At 69.9% G+C, this 18,477-nt stretch carries 19 protein-coding genes; 13 read left to right on the top strand and 6 right to left on the bottom strand.

Translation table 11 applies throughout. The features are described from left to right. The first annotated feature begins 27 nt into the window (after positions 1 to 27). The 9 genes from ACFVTH_RS15165 to lnt all read left to right on the top strand — a co-directional run bounded on the left by ACFVTH_RS15165 (position 28) and on the right by lnt (position 9,948). Positions 28 to 702 (top strand): HAD family hydrolase, encoded by a 675-nt coding sequence (locus tag ACFVTH_RS15165; RefSeq protein WP_387092576.1) that lies wholly within the window; start codon positions 28 to 30, stop codon positions 700 to 702. Continuing rightward, the gene (locus tag ACFVTH_RS15160) at positions 699 to 1,721 is read left to right on the top strand and encodes a tRNA (adenine-N1)-methyltransferase (protein ID WP_387092573.1); all 1,023 of its coding nucleotides are present in this window, start codon (positions 699 to 701) and stop codon (positions 1,719 to 1,721) included. Before ACFVTH_RS15165 ends, ACFVTH_RS15160 begins: the two co-directional genes overlap by 4 nt. A 43-nt stretch (positions 1,722 to 1,764) precedes the next feature. Continuing rightward, positions 1,765 to 2,709: an FKBP-type peptidyl-prolyl cis-trans isomerase gene (locus ACFVTH_RS15155; RefSeq protein WP_387092571.1), complete on the top strand. Its 945-nt coding sequence runs from the start codon at positions 1,765 to 1,767 to the stop codon at positions 2,707 to 2,709. A gap of 76 nt (positions 2,710 to 2,785) precedes the next feature. Further along, positions 2,786 to 3,778: a helix-turn-helix transcriptional regulator gene (locus tag ACFVTH_RS15150; RefSeq protein ID WP_387092568.1), complete on the top strand. Its 993-nt coding sequence runs from the start codon at positions 2,786 to 2,788 to the stop codon at positions 3,776 to 3,778. Then, positions 3,775 to 4,785, top strand: a complete 1,011-nt coding sequence (locus ACFVTH_RS15145; RefSeq protein ID WP_387092566.1) for a helix-turn-helix transcriptional regulator — start codon at positions 3,775 to 3,777, stop codon at positions 4,783 to 4,785. Before ACFVTH_RS15150 ends, ACFVTH_RS15145 begins: the two co-directional genes overlap by 4 nt. Positions 4,786 to 4,889: 104 nt before the next feature. Further along, positions 4,890 to 5,108, top strand: coding sequence for a twin-arginine translocase TatA/TatE family subunit (gene tatA / locus ACFVTH_RS15140; protein WP_376945183.1), 219 nt, complete (start codon positions 4,890 to 4,892; stop codon positions 5,106 to 5,108). A gap of 5 nt (positions 5,109 to 5,113) precedes the next feature. Further along, complete coding sequence (tatC, locus tag ACFVTH_RS15135; protein WP_387092564.1) at positions 5,114 to 5,911, top strand: twin-arginine translocase subunit TatC; 798 nt, start codon at positions 5,114 to 5,116, stop codon at positions 5,909 to 5,911. A 12-nt stretch (positions 5,912 to 5,923) separates the two neighbouring features. Next, positions 5,924 to 8,347: a DEAD/DEAH box helicase gene (locus tag ACFVTH_RS15130; RefSeq protein WP_387092562.1), complete on the top strand. Its 2,424-nt coding sequence runs from the start codon at positions 5,924 to 5,926 to the stop codon at positions 8,345 to 8,347. Positions 8,348 to 8,397: 50 nt separating this feature from the next. Continuing rightward, positions 8,398 to 9,948 (top strand): apolipoprotein N-acyltransferase, encoded by a 1,551-nt coding sequence (gene lnt / locus ACFVTH_RS15125; RefSeq protein WP_387092560.1) that lies wholly within the window; start codon positions 8,398 to 8,400, stop codon positions 9,946 to 9,948. Positions 9,949 to 9,995: 47 nt separating this feature from the next. Here lnt and ACFVTH_RS15120 read toward each other — a convergent pair whose 3' ends face one another. The 4 genes from ACFVTH_RS15120 to ACFVTH_RS15105 form a co-directional block, all read right to left on the bottom strand. Then, positions 9,996 to 10,361 carry an RNA polymerase-binding protein RbpA gene (locus ACFVTH_RS15120; RefSeq protein ID WP_022888234.1) on the bottom strand — a complete coding sequence of 122 codons (366 nt, stop codon included), beginning with the start codon at positions 10,359 to 10,361 and terminating at the stop codon, positions 9,996 to 9,998. Between the two features lie 87 nt (positions 10,362 to 10,448). After that, positions 10,449 to 11,216 carry a glycerophosphodiester phosphodiesterase family protein gene (locus tag ACFVTH_RS15115; protein WP_387092558.1) on the bottom strand — a complete coding sequence of 256 codons (768 nt, stop codon included), beginning with the start codon at positions 11,214 to 11,216 and terminating at the stop codon, positions 10,449 to 10,451. Next, entirely contained in the window at positions 11,213 to 12,202 is a 990-nt protein-coding gene (locus tag ACFVTH_RS15110; protein ID WP_387092555.1) for an SPFH domain-containing protein, read from the bottom strand. The genes ACFVTH_RS15115 and ACFVTH_RS15110 overlap by 4 nt, the downstream gene beginning before the upstream one ends. Next, positions 12,202 to 12,669, bottom strand: a complete 468-nt coding sequence (locus ACFVTH_RS15105) for an NfeD family protein (protein ID WP_386941879.1) — start codon at positions 12,667 to 12,669, stop codon at positions 12,202 to 12,204. The genes ACFVTH_RS15110 and ACFVTH_RS15105 overlap by 1 nt, the downstream gene beginning before the upstream one ends. A gap of 140 nt (positions 12,670 to 12,809) precedes the next feature. On the opposite strand from ACFVTH_RS15105, the gene ACFVTH_RS15100 reads away from it, so the two are divergent. Beyond that, complete coding sequence (locus ACFVTH_RS15100) at positions 12,810 to 13,577, top strand: SDR family oxidoreductase (protein WP_387092552.1); 768 nt, start codon at positions 12,810 to 12,812, stop codon at positions 13,575 to 13,577. A gap of 82 nt (positions 13,578 to 13,659) precedes the next feature. On the opposite strand, the gene ACFVTH_RS15095 is transcribed toward ACFVTH_RS15100, so the two are convergent. Beyond that, a complete protein-coding gene (locus ACFVTH_RS15095; protein WP_386941808.1) occupies positions 13,660 to 14,262 on the bottom strand; it encodes an HdeD family acid-resistance protein in 603 nt (200 codons plus the stop codon). A gap of 156 nt (positions 14,263 to 14,418) precedes the next feature. Here ACFVTH_RS15095 and ACFVTH_RS15090 point away from each other — a divergent pair, with 156 nt between their 5' ends. From ACFVTH_RS15090 to ACFVTH_RS15080, 3 genes are read left to right on the top strand one after another with little or no spacing between them, the layout of a single operon-like run. Then, positions 14,419 to 14,631 carry a hypothetical protein gene (locus ACFVTH_RS15090; RefSeq protein ID WP_387092549.1) on the top strand — a complete coding sequence of 71 codons (213 nt, stop codon included), beginning with the start codon at positions 14,419 to 14,421 and terminating at the stop codon, positions 14,629 to 14,631. After that, the gene (locus tag ACFVTH_RS15085) at positions 14,628 to 16,988 is read left to right on the top strand and encodes an ATP-binding cassette domain-containing protein (RefSeq protein ID WP_387092546.1); all 2,361 of its coding nucleotides are present in this window, start codon (positions 14,628 to 14,630) and stop codon (positions 16,986 to 16,988) included. Before ACFVTH_RS15090 ends, ACFVTH_RS15085 begins: the two co-directional genes overlap by 4 nt. Next, positions 16,985 to 17,653, top strand: a complete 669-nt coding sequence (locus tag ACFVTH_RS15080) for a pentapeptide repeat-containing protein (RefSeq protein WP_387092543.1) — start codon at positions 16,985 to 16,987, stop codon at positions 17,651 to 17,653. The genes ACFVTH_RS15085 and ACFVTH_RS15080 overlap by 4 nt, the downstream gene beginning before the upstream one ends. Positions 17,654 to 18,122: 469 nt before the next feature. Here the strand turns inward: ACFVTH_RS15080 and ACFVTH_RS15075 are convergent, their stop codons facing one another. Continuing rightward, positions 18,123 to 18,308, bottom strand: coding sequence for a hypothetical protein (locus ACFVTH_RS15075; protein ID WP_387092540.1), 186 nt, complete (start codon positions 18,306 to 18,308; stop codon positions 18,123 to 18,125). Positions 18,309 to 18,477 lie beyond the last annotated feature (169 nt).

Below are 18,477 nucleotides of genomic sequence, written 5' to 3'. Positions count from 1 at the left end.
TAGGGCGTGCCCGTAGACTTGGGGGTTGTGACCACACGCCTGCCTGCCGCCGCCCTCTGGGACATGGACGGAACCCTCGTCGACACCGAACGCTACTGGATGGCCGCCGAGGAGGAGCTCGTCGAGGCCTTCGGCGGCAGCTGGAGCCACGAGGAGGCCCTCGCGCTCGTCGGCAGCGGGCTGTGGGAGTCGGCCCGGGTCTTCCAGGCGAAGGGCGTCGACCTCGACGCCGACACGATCGTGAATCGCCTCACCGCACGGGTCAGCGAGATGCTCGTCGAGCACGGCGTTCCCTGGCGTCCAGGGGCCCGCGAGCTGCTCGAGGCGCTGCGCGAAGCCTCCGTGCCGACCGCGCTCGTGACGATGTCGCTGCGCTCGATGGCTGACGAGATCATCTCGGCCATCCCGTTCACCGCGTTCGACGCGATCGTCACGGGCGACTCGGTCGAGCACCCGAAGCCGCACCCGCAGCCGTACCTCCAGGCCGCCGAGATGCTCGGCGTCGACATCGCCGAGTGCGTCGCGTTCGAGGACTCGCCCGCGGGGCTCACCTCGGCCTTCGCCGCCGGCGCGATCGCCGTCGGCATCCCCAACATCCTCGAGCTCGACGACGTGCCCTCGACGGTCATCTGGCCGACGCTCGAGGGGGCGTCCGTCGCCGACGTCGCCGCGCTCCTCACCGCAGAGGAGGTCGCACGATGAACGCGAGCCGTGGCGAGCAGAGCGGGCCGTTCCGCGTCGGCGACCGGGTGCAGCTCACCGGCCCCAAGGGGCGCATGCACACGATCACCCTCGAGCCCGGGCAGATGTTCCACTCGCACAAGGGCCTCATCGCGCACAACGACCTCATCGGCCGGCCCGACGGCTCGGTCGTCGCGAACCAGGTCGGCATCGAGTACCTCGCGCTGCGCCCCCTGCTGAGCGACTTCGTGATGTCGATGCCGCGCGGCGCGGCGATCGTCTACCCGAAGGACGCCGCCCAGATCCTCGCGCAGGCCGACATTTTCCCGGGCGCGACGGTCGTCGAGGCCGGCGTCGGCTCGGGGGCGCTCTCGCTCTGGCTGCTGCGGGCGATCGGCGCGACCGGGCGACTCCACTCCTTCGAACGGCGCGACGACTTCGCCGAGGTGGCCCGCGGCAACGTCGCGACCTTCCACGGCGCGGTGCCCGAGAACTGGTCGATCGGCCTCGGCGACCTCGCCGAGGTGCTGCCCGAGTCGGTCGACGACGCGTCGGTCGACCGGGTCGTCCTCGACATGCTCGCCCCGTGGGAGTGCCTCGGCGCCGTGTCGGCCGCCCTCAAGCCCGGCGGGGTGCTGCTCTGCTACATCGCAACGGCGACTCAGCTCTCGCGCGTGGCCGAGGCGATCCGGGCGACGGGCGAGTACACCGAGCCCCAGTCGTCCGAGACGATGGTGCGCGGCTGGCACGTGCAGGGCCTCGCGGTGCGACCCGACCACCGCATGATCGCGCACACCGGGTTCCTCATCACGGCTCGCCGTCTCGCGCCCGACACGGTGCTGCCCGAGCTCAAGCGACGCCCGTCGAAGACCGAGTTCAGCGAGGAGGACGTCGAGGCGTGGACGCCCGGCGCCCTCGGCGAACGGCAGGTCAGCGACAAGAGTCTCCGCAAGCGCGTTCGCGCGGCGGGCGCCGCCGCGCGGAAGTCCAGTGCCGCCGAGGCCGAGGCCGACGCCGAATCGTCCGACTCGGACGGGTAGGCTTTCAACGCCCCTCCGCGACCCATCGAAGAATCGAGGATCAGTGCGCTCGTCATTCGCGCTCATCGCCACGGCCGGCCTCGTCGCCGTCGCCCTCTCCGGCTGCACCGCCCCGGCGCCCGCGCCCGAGGCCACCACCGGCGGCTCGTCCGAGCTCGTCGAGGCGACCGGTGAGTTCGGCTCGGCGCCGAAGGTCGACTTCCCGACGCCGCTCACGCCGAGCGACACGGAGTGCACCGAGATCATCGAGGGCGAGGGTCCGCTGCTCACCGAGGGGCAGATGAGCCTCGTCGGACTCGCCGTCTACAACGGCGCGACCGGCGACGAGCTGCAGGTCACGGGCTTCGGCGACGAGGACCCGGTGCCGCTCACGGTCTCCGACACGACGCTGCCGGGCCTGAAGCAGGGCCTCACCTGCGCCCGCGAGGGCTCGCGCGTCGCGGTCGTCATCCCCGAGAAGGACGGCTTCGGGCCGAACGGCAACGAGTCGATCGGCATCGCCCCCGGCGACAGCCTCGTCATGGTGATCGACGTGAAGCAGGCCTTCCCGTCGCGCGCCGACGGCGCCGTGCGGCTCACGCGCGACGGCTTCCCCGCGGTCGTGCTCGCGCCCGACGGGCGTCCCGGCATCACGGTGCCGAAGAACGACCCGCCCGAGCAGACCGAGGTCGAGGTGCTCAAGCAGGGCGACGGCGAGGTCGTCGAGTCGGGCGACACGGTCGTCGTGCAGTACACGGGCGTCCTCTGGGACGACAACAGCGTCTTCGACTCCAGCTGGGAGAACGGCAGCCCCGTGACCTTCACCGTCGCCGAGGGCGAAGGGGCGCAGGTGATCCCGGGCTTCTCGAAGGCGATCATCGGCCAGACCGTCGGCTCGCAGGTGGGCGTCATCGTCTCGCCCGAAGACGGCTACGGCGACCAGGCGAACGCGAAGATCCCCGCGGGATCGACGCTCTTCTTCGTCGTCGACATCCTGGGCGTGCTCTGATCGCGCCTGCGCGTCCGAGCTGCGCGAGCGGTTCAGTATGATCGCTCCTGTGGCCGGGGGAGAGCGCAGGAGCGAAGTGAAGGTACCGGTCGAGGACCGTCTGTTCAGTCTGGTGCTGGCACTGCTCGCGACCGAGACGGGGCTCCTCAAGTCCGAGATCCTCTCGACGGTGCGCGGCTACGCCGAGCGCTTCGACGCCTCGGGCGCGAACGCCAATCTCGAGCGGCAGTTCGAGCGCGACAAAGACGACATCCGCGAGCTCGGCATCCCGCTCGAGACCGTGGAGTCGCCCGACCGGCCCGGTGACAACCAGGCGCTGCGCTACCGCATCCCGAAGGGGCAGTACGAGCTGCCCGAGGAGGTGCGGTTCACCCCCGACGAGCTCGCGCTCCTCGGGCTCGCGGCCGAGGTCTGGCGCGAGGCATCCCTCTCGGCCGATTCGCAGCGCGCCCTCACGAAGCTGCGCTCGCTCGGCATCGAGCCGCATGAACCGGTCATCGGCTACGCGCCGCGGCTCCGCGTCCGCGACGCGGCGTTCGAACCGCTCCGGCAGGCGCTCGATCGCCGTCAGGCGGTGCGGTTCCGCTACTTCAAGCCAGGCGAGCAGGCCCCGCGCCAGCGCACGGTCAACCCGCTCGCGGTCGTGCTGCACGAGGGCCGCTGGCATCTGCACGCCTTCGACCTCGACGCGCAGGAGGCCCGCACCTTCCTCCTCTCGCGCATCGTCGGCGAGGTGACCACGGTGCCCGGCTCGAGCTTCGAGGCGCCGCCTCCCGGCATCCAGGACCAGGTGATCGCCGACCTCAGCGCCCTGCGCCTCGCGAACGCAGCAGATCTCGCGGTCACCGCGGGCAGCGACGCCGAGGTGCGCCTCGGCAAGCGCGCGGCGCTCCGCGACGAGGATGCCGGGGTCATCCGGCTGCACTACACCGACGCGGCGATCTTCGCCGACGAGCTCGCGGCCTACGGCCCCGAGGTCAGGGTGCTCTCACCGAAGTCGCTCCGCGACGCCGTCAGGGAGCGGCTCAGGGCAGTCGCCGAGGCCCATCGCGAAGGAGACATCCGATGAGTGCGAAGCGCGCTCGCCCGCTGAAGGCCCCCGACAAGCTCGTCTTCCTGCTCTCGTTCGTGCCGTACCTGCTCGAGCAGCAGGTCGTCGACGTCGACGAGGCCGCCGCGCACTTCGGCATCGGCGCGGAGGAGATCCGTGACGCCGTGCGGCTGATCGCGACGTCGGGACTGCCCGGCGCGACCGGCACGTACCAGCCGAACGACCTCTTCGACATCGACTGGGACTCCTTCGAGGACGACGACGTCATCGTCATCGTGCACCACGTCGCGATCGACGACGCGCCGCGGCTCTCCGCACGCGAGGCGTCCGCGCTGATTGCCGGCCTCCAGTACCTCTCCGCGCTCCCCGAGAACGCCGGCAGCGCGTCGCTCGCGGCGCTCATGCAGAAGCTGACCGCCGGGGCGTCGGCGGTGCCGAGCCGGCTCGCCGTCGCCGAGTCGGAGGCCGACGCCTCGCTCGCGCGCATCCGCGAGGCGGTCGCGGGCGGCCGCCAGCTCGAGTTCGACTACCGCAACGCGCTCGGCGTCGCGGGGCGCCGCCGCGTCGACCCGCTCCGCATCCTCTCGCAGGACGCCGACTGGTACCTGCAGGCCTACTGCCACACCCGTGAGGACGTGCGCAACTTCCGGGTCGACCGCATGAGCGAGCTCGTCGTGTCCGAGGAGCCGATCGACGAGCACCCCGAGCGCGAGGTCCCCGACACGCTGTTCCAGACCTCCGAGTCCGACGTCGACGTCGTCGTGGACGTCGCGCCCGAGGCGCTGCCGCTCCTGGCCGACTACCTCGCCGATTCGACGACCGCCGAGGTCGACGGTCGCCTCCGCGTCACACTGCGACTCGCGCACGTGCACGGCCTCAAGCGGCTCGTGGCGGGTCTGCCCGGTCTGGTGACCGTCGTCGGCCCTCCCGAGGCTCGCGCCGCGGTGGCCGGGTGGGCCGACGCGGGGCTCGCGGGCTACACCGACGCCGAGGCATCCGCGCGCCCCGACGACCCTCCGCGCTGATCCGGCCGGCGCGACGCGCGGGCATCCGTCCACAGGAGTGGACGCACGGAAACCTCCGACAGGTAGACTGTCGCCAACATCCCCCGAGAAACGGACGAATACCTATGTGGCAAGGCTTCACCGGTTGGCACGCGCTGATCATCCTCGTGGTCATTCTGCTGCTGTTCGGCGCCCCCAAGCTTCCGGCACTCGCCCGCAGCCTCGGGCAGTCGATGAAGATCTTGAAGACCGAAGTGCGCTCCGACAAGGGCGACGGCGACGCAGCCGCGCCTGCTGACGAGCAGACGAAGTCCGAAGAGCCGGGTTCCGGCAAGAGCGCCTGACCTCGATGACCGCGGTGAAGGATCGCGGAGAGAAGAACCGCGAGAAGCGGATGTCGCTCGGCGCGCATCTCATCGAGCTGCGCAAGCGACTGTTCATCTCCGCGATCGCGATCGTCGTCGGCATGGTCGCCGGCTGGGTGCTCACCGACCTGTACGTGTGGGACGCACTCCAGGACCCGGTGCAGCGGGTCGCCGAGGCGCGAGGGGATGACACGGCGATCGTCTTCCAGACGATCTCGAGTTCGTTCGACCTCATGCTGCAGATCTCGCTGACGCTCGGCATCGTGATCTCGAGTCCGGTCTGGCTCTACCAGATCTTCGCGTTCCTGGTGCCCGGCCTGAGCAGTCGTGAGCGGAAGTTCACCTTCGCCTTCTTCGCCTCGGCGATCCCGCTGTTCTTCGCGGGATGCTTCGCAGGGTGGTTCGTGCTCCCGAACATCGTGAAGCTGATGACGAGCTTCGTGCCGGAGGGCGGCGAGACCCTGCTCACCGCGAAGGAGTACATCGACTTCGTGCTGAAGCTCGTCGTCGCGATCGGCATCGCGTTCGTCGTGCCGGTGTTCATCGTGCTGCTGAACTTCGCAGGGGTGATCAGTGCGGCCTCGATCATCAAGTCGTGGCGCGTCGCGATCCTCGTGATCGTGCTGTTCACGGCGATCGCGACGCCCTCGGCCGACGTCGTGTCGATGTTCATGCTCGCCATCCCGATGATCGGGCTGTACTTCGCGGCGTGGTTCATCGCGAGCCTGCATGATCGCCGTGTCGAGCGTCGCAACCGCCTGGAGTTCGGCGAGCCTGTCTAGGCTGGAGGGGTGATGAGCCTCTCGCCGGCCGAGCGCTATGCGCTGTCCCGCCAACAGCGTCGGCAGCCCCGGCTCGCCGAATTCGCTGCCTCGGTGCGCTTCGACCTCGATCCGTTCCAGCGTGCCGCCTGTGCGGCGCTCGACGAGGGCCGCAGCGTGCTCGTGGCGGCACCGACCGGGGCTGGCAAGACCGTCGTCGCCGAGTTCGCGGTCTACCTCGCCATGCAGGAGCCCGGCGCCAAGGTGTTCTACACGACGCCGATCAAGGCGCTCTCGAACCAGAAGTACCAGGAGTTCGTCGACGCCTGGGGCGCCGAGAACGTCGGCCTGCTCACCGGCGACACCAACGTCAACTCGGGCGCCCGCATCGTCGTCATGACGACCGAGGTGCTGCGCAACATGCTCTACGCCGAGTCGGCCCTGCTCGACCGGCTCGCCTACGTCGTCATGGACGAGGTGCACTACCTCGCCGACCGCTTCCGCGGGGCGGTGTGGGAGGAGGTCATCATCCACCTCCCCGAGGCCGTGCGGCTCGTCTCGTTGAGCGCGACGGTGTCGAATGCCGAGGAGTTCGGCGACTGGCTGCAGGCCGTGCGCGGCGACACCGACGTCATCGTCTCCGAGGATCGCCCGGTACCGCTCGAGCAGCACGTGCTGGTGAAGCAGAAGCTCGTCGACCTCTTCGACTCGTCGGGGCAGGCGGCGACCCACCGGGTGAACCCCGAGCTCAAGCAGCTGGCGCGCATGAGCGGCGGGCGCTCGATCTCGCAGCGGTCGCAGCGCGGCGGCGATCGCGGACGGTTCCACCAGGGCGGCCCCGGTTCGGGGCGGCTCGACCGTCCCGAGGTGGTGGCGCTCCTGCAGAGCAAGAACCTGCTGCCCGCGATCGTGTTCATCTTCTCGCGGGCGGGATGCGACCAGGCGGTACGCCAGGTGCTCCGATCGGGCATCCGGCTGACCGAGGCGCACGAGCGCAGCGAGATCCGGGCGATCGTCGAGGAACGGGCCCGGATGCTTCGCGACGAGGACCTCGCGGTGCTCGGCTACTGGGAATGGCTCGAGGGCCTCGAGCGCGGCGTGGCCGCCCACCATGCCGGGATGCTGCCCGCGTTCAAGGAGATCGTCGAGGACCTCTTCCAGCAGAAGCTCGTGAAGGTCGTCTTCGCGACGGAGACGCTCGCCCTCGGGGTCAACATGCCCGCCCGTTCCGTCGTGCTCGAGAAGCTCGAGAAGTTCAACGGCGAGGCGCGGGTGCCGATCACGCCGGGGGAGTACACCCAGCTGACCGGCCGTGCGGGCCGGCGCGGCATCGACATCGAGGGGCACTCGGTCATCCAGTGGGTCGACGGGCTCGACCCCGAGTCCGTCGCGGCCCTCGCCTCGCGGCGCAGCTACCCGATGAACTCGAGCTTCCGACCGACGTACAACATGGCGGTGAACCTCATCGACCAGTTCGGCCGCGACCGAACACGCCAGATCCTCGAGCTCTCCTTCGCGCAGTTCCAGGCCGACCGCGCCGTCGTCGATCTCGCCCGCACCCTGCGCAAGCAGGAGGAGTCGATGGCCGGGTTCGAGGAGGCGATGCGCTGCCATCTCGGCGACTTCGCCGAGTACGCGAGCCTGCGACGGGAGATCGGCCGGCTCGAGCGGCAGAGCTCGAAGGGCAACCCGTCGCACGCGCAGCGCGAGCGCCTGCAGCGCGAGCTCGTCGCCGCTCGCAAGGCGCTCCGCGCCCACCCGTGCCACGGCTGCGCGGAGCGCGAGCAGCATGCGCGCTGGGCCGAACGCTGGTGGCGGCTGAAGCAGGAGCACGACGATCTGCTCCGACAGATCCGGACGCGGACCGGGCAGGTCGCGAAGCGCTTCGACAAGGTCGCCGAGGTGCTGACGCGGCTCGGCTATCTCGAGCGCGATTCGCGTGGGGAGGTCGTCTCGACCGCGGCGGGTCGGACGCTCAAGCGCATCTACGGCGAACGCGATCTGCTCGTCGCCGAGTGCCTCCGCCAGGGCCTGTGGAACGGACTGGACGTCGCGGGCATCGCCGCGATGGCGGCGTCGCTCGTCTACGAGCCGCGGCGCGACGATCGCAACGTCGACTTCCGGCTGCCGCGCGGTGGGTTCCGCGAGGCCTTCGATCGCACGCTCGACGTCTGGAGCGAGCTCGACGACCTCGAACGCGACCATCGACTGCCCGGCAGCGACCAGCCGTCTCCCGCGCTCGCCTCCGCGATGTTCTCCTGGGCGCGCGGCGGCGATCTCGGCGGAGTCCTGGAGGACACCGAGCTCGCGGCGGGCGACTTCGTCCGGTTGACGAAGCAGGTCGTCGACCTCCTCGATCAGATCTCGATCGTCGCCGACGCCGACCTCGGCGCCACGGCGCGCGCGGCCATCGATGCCGTCCGCCGCGGCGTCGTTGCGTACGGCTCGGTCGCCTGACGCCGCCGCTCCGGCGCATGGCACCGGGGCGCGTCGCTTAGGCTGATCTGGTGCCCGAGAGCCCCACACGCCGACTCCTGCCCCTGCCGCTCTGGGCCGCCGTGCTCGCCGCCGCGGTGGGCGGCTCGGTCTACGACATGGGGTTCCCCGGGCTCGGCATCTGGCCGCTCGCCTTCGTCGGCATCGCGCTCGCGCTCCTCAGCCTCATCGGCCGACGAACCTGGGGTGCGGCCCTCGTCGGACTCGTGTTCGGACTCGCGTTCTACCTGCAGCAGGTGTCGTGGACGTCGCTCTACCTCGGGCCGATCCCGTGGCTCGCGCTCTCGCTCCTCGAGTCGCTCTTCGTCGCGGGCGGGGCGGTCCTGATCACGCTCGCGTACCGGTGGGTGCCGCGAGCGAGCGGATCGCGCTGGGTCCGGCTGCTCGTGCTTCCGCTGCTCGTGGCCGGCCTCTGGATCGTCCGCGAGACGGCGAACGGCACGCTGCCCTACGGCGGCTTCCCGTGGGGCCGTGCCGCACTCAGCCAGGCCGAGAGCCCCTTCGCCGAACTCGTCTCATGGGTCGGCTCGACCGGTCTCGGCTTCGTGATGGTCGCGATCGTCGCCGGCCTCATCGAGTGGGTGCGGATGCGCGGGTGGCGCGACCTGCGTACGGCGATCCCGGTCACCGCGCTGCTCGTCGTCGCCGTCGTGCTTCCGGCCTGGCCGACGACCGCGATCGGCGAGCTCAGGGTCGCGAGCGTGCAGGGCAACGGTCCCTCCGGCTACTTCGACGAGCGGACCCAGGGCGACGTGCTCGCCGCCCAGCTCGAGGCGACCGAGCCGATCCTCGACGAGGAGGGCGTCGACGTCCTGCTCTGGCCCGAGGGCGGTTCCGACATCGATCCGACCCGCAGTGCCGCCGCAGCCGAGGTGTTCGACTCGCTCGGCACCGCGCTCGACGCCCCGGTCGTGCTCAACACCGTCACGGTGCGCGGTGACGAGTACTTCAACACCTCGCTGCTCTGGCGTGCGGGGGAGGGAGCGGTCGACAGCTACGACAAGCGGCATCCGGTGCCCTTCGGCGAATACATCCCCGACCGCTGGTTCTACGACGCGATCGTGCCCGACCTCACCGGGCTGGTGCAGCGCGGTTACTCGCCCGGCGTGAACCCGCCCGTGTTCGACCTCGGCACCGCCGTCGCGGGCCTCGCGATCTGCTTCGACGTGATCTACGACGAGGTCATCTGGGAGGGCGCCCGCGACGGGGCGGAGGTGTACCTGTTCCAGACGAACAACGCCGACTTCCGCGGAACGGACGAGAACCAGCAGCAGCTGGCGATCGCACGGCTGCGTGCGATCGAGACGGGCCGCTCGGTGGTGAACATCTCGACGGTCGGCACCAGTCAGGTGATCGACCCGGCGGGTCGCACGATCGACGCGCTGCCGGCCGACGAGCCCGGCGCGATGGTGACCGACGTCGAGCTGCGCGAGGGCATCACGCCGTCGGTGGCACTCGCGGGATGGGTGCCGATCACGATCGTGCTGGCGTCGCTCGCGGGCCTCGTCGCGGCGGGCGTGCTCGCGACGCGGAACGCACCGCGTCGGTCGAAGCGCGACTGACGCTCGTCGCGGACTGGCGCGACCGGGTCCTCGCCCAGACCCTCGGCTCAGGCGCCGATCTTCTGCTGGCCGCGACGGGCCCGCAGGTAGGTGAGTCGCTCCTCGAGGAGCTCCTCGAGCTCGGCGCGCGTGCGACGCTCGAGCAGCATGTCCCAGTGGGTGCGGGCGACCTTCTCGCCCGAGCGGTCGATCTCGACGGGCTTCGAGTCGACGAGGAGGGTGGCGGCGGCACCGCACTGACGGCACTCCCACGTCTCGGGGAGCTCGGCGTCGGCCGAGAAGGTCATCACCGTCTCGTGGCCGCAGGCCTCGCATCGATACGTGTGCTCCGCACGGTCGGCGAACACCACGCCGTCTTCGCTCTGCAGGCTCTGTGCGCCGATTCGCATGCCTCGAAGGCTCCGGTCCGCCATGGTGTGCTCCTCTACTCGATCGTCTGACATTGTCAACGATCAAGCTGGGCGTTCCCTTTCCGCGGGCTGAAGTTTTGCGGGGAATTCTCAGCTTCGGGCGGAGACGATCTCCATCGCGAGGTCGGCGCGATCGGTCACGAGCCCGTCGACGCCGAGATCGAGGAGCCTCGTCATGTCGTCGGGATCGTTCACCGTCCAGACGTGCACCTCCGCACCGACGCGGTGGGCGAGGTCGACGAGCGGACGCGTGACGAGCCGCAGGGGGCCGGTCCGTTCGGGGATCTGCAGCGCGAGGCCCCCGCGGAGTGCACGGGTCGCCGAGGCGGGGGAGCGGAGGAAGGCGGCGTTGCGGAACCGGAGGACGCCCGCGCCGCCGACGGAGGTGACGGCACCCGGCGCGAGCTCGGCGAGTCGCCGCCGCCGGCGCTCGGAGAAGCTCGTCAGGAGCACTCGGCCCGCCGATCGCGTGCGCGCGATCGCCGCGATGGTCGGCTCGACCGCCGCCGACTCCTTCACGTCGATGTTGAAGCGAGCGTCGGGGAACGCGTCGAGCGCCGCTTCGAGCGAGGAGAAGTTCTGACCGTGCCCGAGGTCGATGCGTCCGAGCTCGTGCATGGTGAGTTGCCCGACGTCGACCTTGCGCCCGGCCACCCGCTCGAGCGACGGGTCGTGCGAGACCACGGCGATGCCGTCATGGCTCGCGTGCACGTCGGTCTCGAGGTAGTCGGCACCGACCGCGATCGCCTTCGCGAACGCGAGCAGGGTGTTCTCGGGTGCGTCGAGCGCAAGGCCCCGGTGCGCCAGCACTCGGGGCCCTGCGGGTTCGAAGTAGGTCGAGGCCACTCGGTCGCTCACGCCTGGGGCGGGTACGTGCCCGGCGGCGGTGCCACGGGCGGCGCGGCCTGAGCAGACGGCGCGGACGGCACCGTGCCGGGACCGGCCGCGGGCGTGGGACCGGCAGCCGGGGGAGTGAAGGCCCGGCCGATGCCCTTGAGCGCCTCGGTCAGCTCGCTCGGGATGACCCAGAGCTTGTTCGCGTCGCCCTGCGCCAGCTGGGGGAGCATCTGCAGGTACTGGTAACCGAGCAGCTTCGGATCGGGGTCGCCCTTGTGGATGGCGTCGAAGACCGTGAGGATCGCCTCGGCCTCGCCCTGCGCCCGCAGCACGGCCGCCTTCGCGTCGCCCTCGGCCTGGAGGATGGCGGCCTGCCGCTCGCCCTCGGCGGTGAGGATCGCCGACTGCTTCGTGCCCTCGGCGGTGAGGATGAGCGCGCGACGGTCGCGCTCGGCGCGCATCTGCTTCTCCATCGAGTCCTGGATGGAGACGGGCGGGTCGATGGCCTTGAGCTCGACGCGGGAGACGCGGATGCCCCACTTGCCGGTGGCCTCGTCGAGGACGATGCGGAGCTGGCCGTTGATGTTGTCGCGGGAGGTGAGCGCCTCTTCGAGGTTCAGGCCGCCGACCACGTTGCGGAGCGTCGTGGTCGTGAGCTGCTCGACGGCGCCGAGGTAGTTCGCGATCTCGTAGGTCGCCGCCCGGGCGTCGGTCACCTGGAAGTACACGACGGTGTCGATCGAGACGACGAGGTTGTCCTCGGTGATGACCGGCTGCGGCGGGAACGAGACGACCTGCTCGCGCATGTCGACGAGCGGACGGAGCCGGTCGATGAACGGCACGAGGATGTTCAGGCCGGGCGTGAGCGTCTTGTGGTAGCGACCGAGCCGCTCGACGACGCCCGCGTAGGCCTGCGGGATGATGCGGACCGATCGTGCGATGACGACGATCACGAAGATGACGATCGCGGCGACGACGATCGACACGATGATGCCGGACACGTCCATTACTCGGCTGTTCCCCTCTCTACCGGCACGACGACGGCCGTCGCGCCATCGATGCCCGTGACGAGCACGCGCCCGCCGACCGCGACATCCGCCTGCTCGGTCGCCGGCGACAACCGGGCCGTCCAGGTCTCGCCGTTCTGCAGCCTGACCTGGCCGCCCGCGGAGCCCACGGTGTGCACGACGGTGCCCTCCGCCCCGATGAGCGCATCGATATTGCTGCGCGCAGGGTCGGAGCCGCGTCGGAGCGCGCGGAGCAACGGCGGTCGGAGCACGAGGATCAGGGCGACCGAGACCACCGCGGCGATGACGAACTGCGCCCACCACGGGATGCCGAAGAGACCAGACAGGAGCCCGGCCACGCTGCCGAGCGCGAGCATCAGGAAGGTCATCTCGAGCGTGAACACCTCGATCGTGGCGAACGCGAGAATCAGCACGAGCCATGCGATCCACGCGTACTGGGTCAGCACATCCAAATCGGGTCTCCTTCGCACGCGGCCGGCTGATTCGAAACTATCAGTGCCGGGGTCGGCATGGGGGAGTTGATAGTCTCGGTTCGCCGCGCCGACGCTCGTGCGCCGGCCCGCTCTGAACTTCGAGGAGACCTCCAGTGACCAACCCTCTCGCTCCCGGCTCGCTCGCCGGCCGCGTCGCACTCGTGACCGGCTCGTCGCGCGGAATCGGCGCCGACACCGTCCGATCCCTCGCCGCCGCCGGCGCCTCGGTGGTCGTCAACTACCGCAGCAAGGCGCCCCGCGCCGAGAAGGTGGTCGCCGAGATCACCGCCGCGGGCGGAACGGCGATCGCCGTCGGCGCCGACCTCACCGACCCCGCGTCGGTCGCGGCGATGTTCGAGCGCACGGTCGCCGAGCTCGGTCCCATCGACGTGCTCGTCCTGAACGCCTCCGGCGGCATGGAGACCGGCATGGGCGAGGACTACGCGATGCGCCTCAACCGCGACGCGCAGGTCAACGTCGTCGAGGGTGCGCTGCCGCACCTCGCCGAGGGCGCCCGCATCGTCTTCGTCACGAGCCACCAGGCGCACTTCATCCGCACCACGCCGACGATGCCCGAGTACGAGCCCGTCGCCCTCTCGAAGCGCGCCGGCGAGGACGCGCTGCGCGCGAAGCTCCCCGAGTTCGACGCCGCGGGCGTCGAGTTCGTCGTCGTGTCCGGCGACATGATCGAGGGCACCATCACGGCGACGCTCCTCGAGCGCGCGAACCCCGGCGCGATCGACGCACGCAAGCAGGACGCGGGCCGCCTCTACAACGTGGCGGAGTTCGCCGCGGAGGTCGCGGCGGCCGTCGTCGACCCCGTGCCCGCCGACCACACGCGCTACGTCGGCGACGTGTCGGGCTTCGCTCCCGAGGCCTGACCCCGCCTCGGTCGCAGCACGAGAAGAAGGCCGGCCCCGGAGCATCCGGGACCGGCCTTCTTCATCGCAGTGCGGCGGTCGTTCAGACCTTCGCGCCGCGGCCGAAGGTGAAGGCGCGCACGATCTGCACGATGCCGAGCACGATGAGCGCGATGCCCGCGATGACGAAGAGCACGACCGCGCCCCAGATCGGCGAGAAGAGCAGCACGATGCCGGCGAGGATGCTGAGCAGGCCGAAGAAGATCGCCCAGCCCTTCGAGGGCGCGTCGCCGATCTGGACGAGGGCGACGACGCCCTCGACGATCCACAGGACGCCGATCAGGATGGCGATGAAGACCGCGAGGAACGCGGTCGTCGCACCGAGGTTCGCGAAGGCGAGCACCGCGCCGAGGATGAACAGGACGCCGAGGATGATGTCCAGCGCCCTCGCGCCGCCCGAGATGCCCCTCGAGAAGATGCCGAGGCCCAGGTAGGCGATACCGGCGATGAGGAAGTACACCGCGAGGATCGCCGTGAGCACGACCGCCGAGTCCTTCGGCCAGAAGGTGATCAGGATTCCGACGATGAGCGCGACCGCGCCGCTGATCCCGAGGGTCGCGCGGACGGTGTTGATCGCGGACTTCGAGAGCTCTTCGGAGTCCAGCGAGAACGTGGCGAAGAGCCCGGTGCTCTGCGGGTTCGACATGGTGTGTCCTTTCGTGGGCAGGTTGAGGCAAGGCTATGACCGAATGCAAGCTGTGCATCGGATGTGAATGCGCGCGTCGCAATGCGACGGAGTGCGACGAACGGCAGTGAGGACGCCGGTCGCGACGCCGATCGGTCATGAATCGAGAAGCACCGGATGCCACGTGCGAACTACCGTGACGGCATGTGCCTCATCGTCCGCGCCCGTGACCTGCCCGCCGACCATCCCGCGTTCGCCGAAGGCGCGAACGCGGCACCCGCCGATGTCGGTGCGAACTGCTTAGATCGAGGGATCGACCTCGAACCGGGTGAGCACCGCGCGCCGGATGCGCGCGTGCCCGACCCACGACTCGCGATGGAGACCCGATGAGCACCGCCTCACCGCACCAGGCCGACCGCCACGACCTCATCCGCGTGCAGGGGGCGCGCGAGAACAACCTCAAGGACGTCGACGTCGAGATCCCGAAGCGCCGGCTGACCGTGTTCACCGGCGTCTCGGGCTCGGGCAAGAGCTCGCTCGTCTTCGACACGATCGCCGCCGAGTCGCGGCGCATGATCGACGAGACGTACAGCGCCTTCGTGCAGGGGTTCATGCCTTCGGTCCCGCGCCCCGACGTCGACGTGCTCGACGGCCTCACGACCGCGATCCTCGTCGACCAGGAACGGCTCGGGGCGAACCCCCGTTCGACCGTCGGCACCGTGACCGATGCGAACGCGATGCTGCGCATCCTCTTCTCGAAGCTGGGCACGCCCCACATCGGCGGGCCCACCGCCTTCTCGTTCAACATCCCGACGCAGAAGGCGAGCGGGGTGATGACCGGCCCCGGCGGCGAGAAGAAGATCGTGAAGGACGCGATCTACCTCGGCGGCATGTGTCCGCGGTGCGAAGGGCGCGGCTCGGTCTCCGACCTCGACCTCGCCCAGATCGTCGACGAGTCGAAGTCGCTCGACGACGGTGCGATCATGGTGCCGGGCTACACGGCCGACGGCTGGATGGTGAAGGGCTTCTCCCAGTCGGGGTTCTACCCGGCCGACAAGCCGATCGAGCAGTTCACCGAGAAGCAACGGCACCTGTTCCTCTACGGCGAGGTCACGAAGGTCAAGATCAGCGGCATCAACATGACCTACGAGGGGCTGATCCCGAAGATCACGAAGGCCATGCTGTCGAAGGACCTCGACGCGCTGCAGCCGCACATCCGTGCATTCGTCGAACGGGTCGCCACCTTCGCGCGCTGCCCCGAGTGCGACGGCACCCGCCTGACCGAGGGCGCCCGCTCGTCGAAGATCGACGGCGTCAGCATCGCCGACGCCTGCCGCATGCAGGTCACCGACCTCGCCGAGTGGGTGCGGGGGCTCGAGCTGCCCGAAGCGGGCCCGCTGCTCGCGGCGCTCAGTGCGAACCTCGACGCCTTCGTCACCCTCGGCCTCGGCTACCTCAGCCTCGAGCGGCCGAGCGGCACCCTGTCGGGCGGTGAGGCGCAGCGCATCAAGATGCTCCGCCACCTCGGCTCCTCGCTCACCGACGTCACCTACGTCTTCGACGAGCCCACCATCGGGCTGCACCCGCACGACATCCAGCGCATGAACACCCTCCTCCTGCAGCTGCGCGACAAGGGCAACACCGTGCTCGTCGTCGAGCACAAGCCCGAGACGATCGCGATCGGCGACCACGTCGTCGACCTCGGCCCCGGTGCGGGGCGCAACGGCGGTGAGATCTGCTTCGAGGGCACCGTCGACGGCCTCAAGGCCAGCGGCACCCTGACCGGGCGGCACCTCGACGACCGCGCGACGCTCAAGGCCGAGGTTCGCGGCTCCGAGGGCGCGATCGAGGTCCGCGGCGCCGACGAGAACAACCTCGACGACGTCGACGTCGACATCCCGCTCGGCGTGCTCACAGTCGTCACCGGCGTCGCCGGGTCGGGCAAGAGCTCGCTCATCCACGGCTCGGTCGCGGGGCGCGAGGGCGTCGTCTCGATCGACCAGGGCGCGATCAAGGGCTCCCGGCGCAGCAACCCCGCCACCTACACCGGGCTGCTCGAGCCGATCCGCAAGGCGTTCGCCAAGGCGAACGGGGTGAAGCCGGCGCTGTTCAGCGCGAACTCGGAGGGCGCGTGCCCGAGCTGCAAGGGCGCGGGCGTGATCATCACCGAGCTCGGCTTCATGGACACGATCGAGACGCCCTGCGAGGACTGCGGCGGCAAGCGTTTTCAGGCGGCCGTGCTCGACTACAAGCTCGGCGGGCTCGACATCACCGAGGTGCTCGACCTGCCGGTCGCGCAGGCCCACCGCTTCTTCGACTCGGCCGAGGCGAAGCTCCCCGCGGCCGTGAAGATCCTCAGCCGCCTCGAAGACGTCGGGCTCGGCTACCTCACCCTCGGTCAGCCGCTCTCGACGCTGTCGGGCGGCGAGCGGCAACGCGTCAAGCTCGCCATCGCGATGGGGGAGCCCGGCGAGGTCTACGTGCTCGACGAGCCGACGACCGGCCTGCACCTCGCCGACGTCGAGAACCTGCTGGGCCTGCTCGACCGCCTCGTCGACTCGGGCAAGACGGTGATCGTCATCGAGCACCATCAGGCGGTGATGGCGCACGCCGACTGGATCATCGACCTCGGCCCGGGCGCCGGCCACGACGGCGGCCGCATCGTCTTCGAGGGCGTGCCCGCCGACCTCGTGGCGTCGCGCTCGACACTCACGGGGCAGCACCTCGCCGACTACGTCGGCGCATGAAGCAGGCCCGCCCCGCATCCCCCCGCATCGATGCACTCGTCCTGACCGACCTCGGCGACGGCGACGACGCCGATCTGGTGGCCGGCGCCGTCGTCGAGGGTCGTCGCTTTGCCGCCGCTGATCTCAGCGAGCGCGATCTGACCGGCCTCCGGGTCGACGAGTGCGAGTTCGGGGGAGTGGCGGCTCACGAGACGAGGCTGCGCGGCGTGGTCATCAGGGAGACGCTGATCGAGCGGCTCGAAGCACCGGTGCTGCACGCCCCTCGCGCCGAGCTGCGCGACGTCGTCATCACGGGCTCACGGCTCGGCTCGGTCGAGTTCATCGACAACCGGTGGCAGTCGGTGCGGCTCGTGGGGTGCAAGCTCGGGTTCGTGAACCTCCGGGGTTCCGAGATCCGTGACGTTCGCTTCACCGATTGCGACATCGAAGAGCTCGACCTCGGAAACGCGCGTGCTGAGCGGGTGGCGTTCGACGGATGCGAACTGCGGGCGCTCGCAGTGACCGGGGCGACGCTTCGCGATGTCGACCTTCGAGGGCTCGACTTCGCCGCGATGTCGTCGCTCGAGGGCGTCGCCGGCCTCCGCGGCGCGACGCTCGACAGCATGCAGGTCGCGCTGCTGGCGCCGAGCCTCGCGAACCACCTGGGAATCCGAATCATAGACTGATCAGGTATTTCCAAGCACGCGCGATCCGCGGGGAGGACTCGTACGGAGTACCCTGTGGCGCGCGAACACTCGGCGCAGCTTCCACCGGCCTTCTCGCGAGGCGTCGACGACGCGGGGGAGTGGGTGGGCATCCGCCCGGTGGCGCTCTCGCCTCAGGGGTGGCTTCACAGTGAAGCGGCCGCTCGATCGGTTCCGATCGCTGGTCAGGCCCGATCTCGCGCGTTGCCATCGGCCGACGGGGGAGTTCGCCTGATGGATGTCGTCTTCTGGTTACTCGGCTTCATCGTGGTGGGCGTTCGCCTCGCGACGCTGATCTCGCTGCGAGACCACCGCCGAGCGCCCCTCGACGCGGCGATCGCGAGACGGGCCCAAGAGCTGACGCTGACGCGGCCGGCGGACGCGGGACATGCCCCGGCGGTGAAATCTGCAGATTATGTCCGAACGGGTCGTCGACGTGAGCCCGGACGCTTCAGTCGCGCGTAGCCTCGGCGAGCAGCAGTTCGGTCTGCACGTGCCGGTAGCGGGCGAGCGCGGACACCGCCTTCGCCGCAGCGATGAGGAAGACGATGAGACTCACGACCGCGGCGAGCACCACGAGGGCGAAGACGACCCAAACAAGACTGTAGAGCGCACTGAAGTCGACGAGTTCGTACATGCGTCGAACCTAGCGGTGGGGCGGACTGCGCGACACCGGTCCAGAGAACGAGTTTCAGCGATCATGCGTCGGTCGGATCTGAGCCGATGCACCCAGGAAATGGCCCAGTGTCAGAACCGATAATGCACATTATGTCGGAACAAGAAGGCATTGTTTGCAGCGGATGCAC

Origin of the sequence: Agromyces sp. NPDC058104, assembly GCF_042884835.1 — a bacterium.
GTDB lineage: Bacteria > Actinomycetota > Actinomycetes > Actinomycetales > Microbacteriaceae > Agromyces.
The sequence above is the reverse complement of the archived record's forward strand: the minus strand, read 5'-3'. Positions and strand labels throughout refer to the sequence as shown.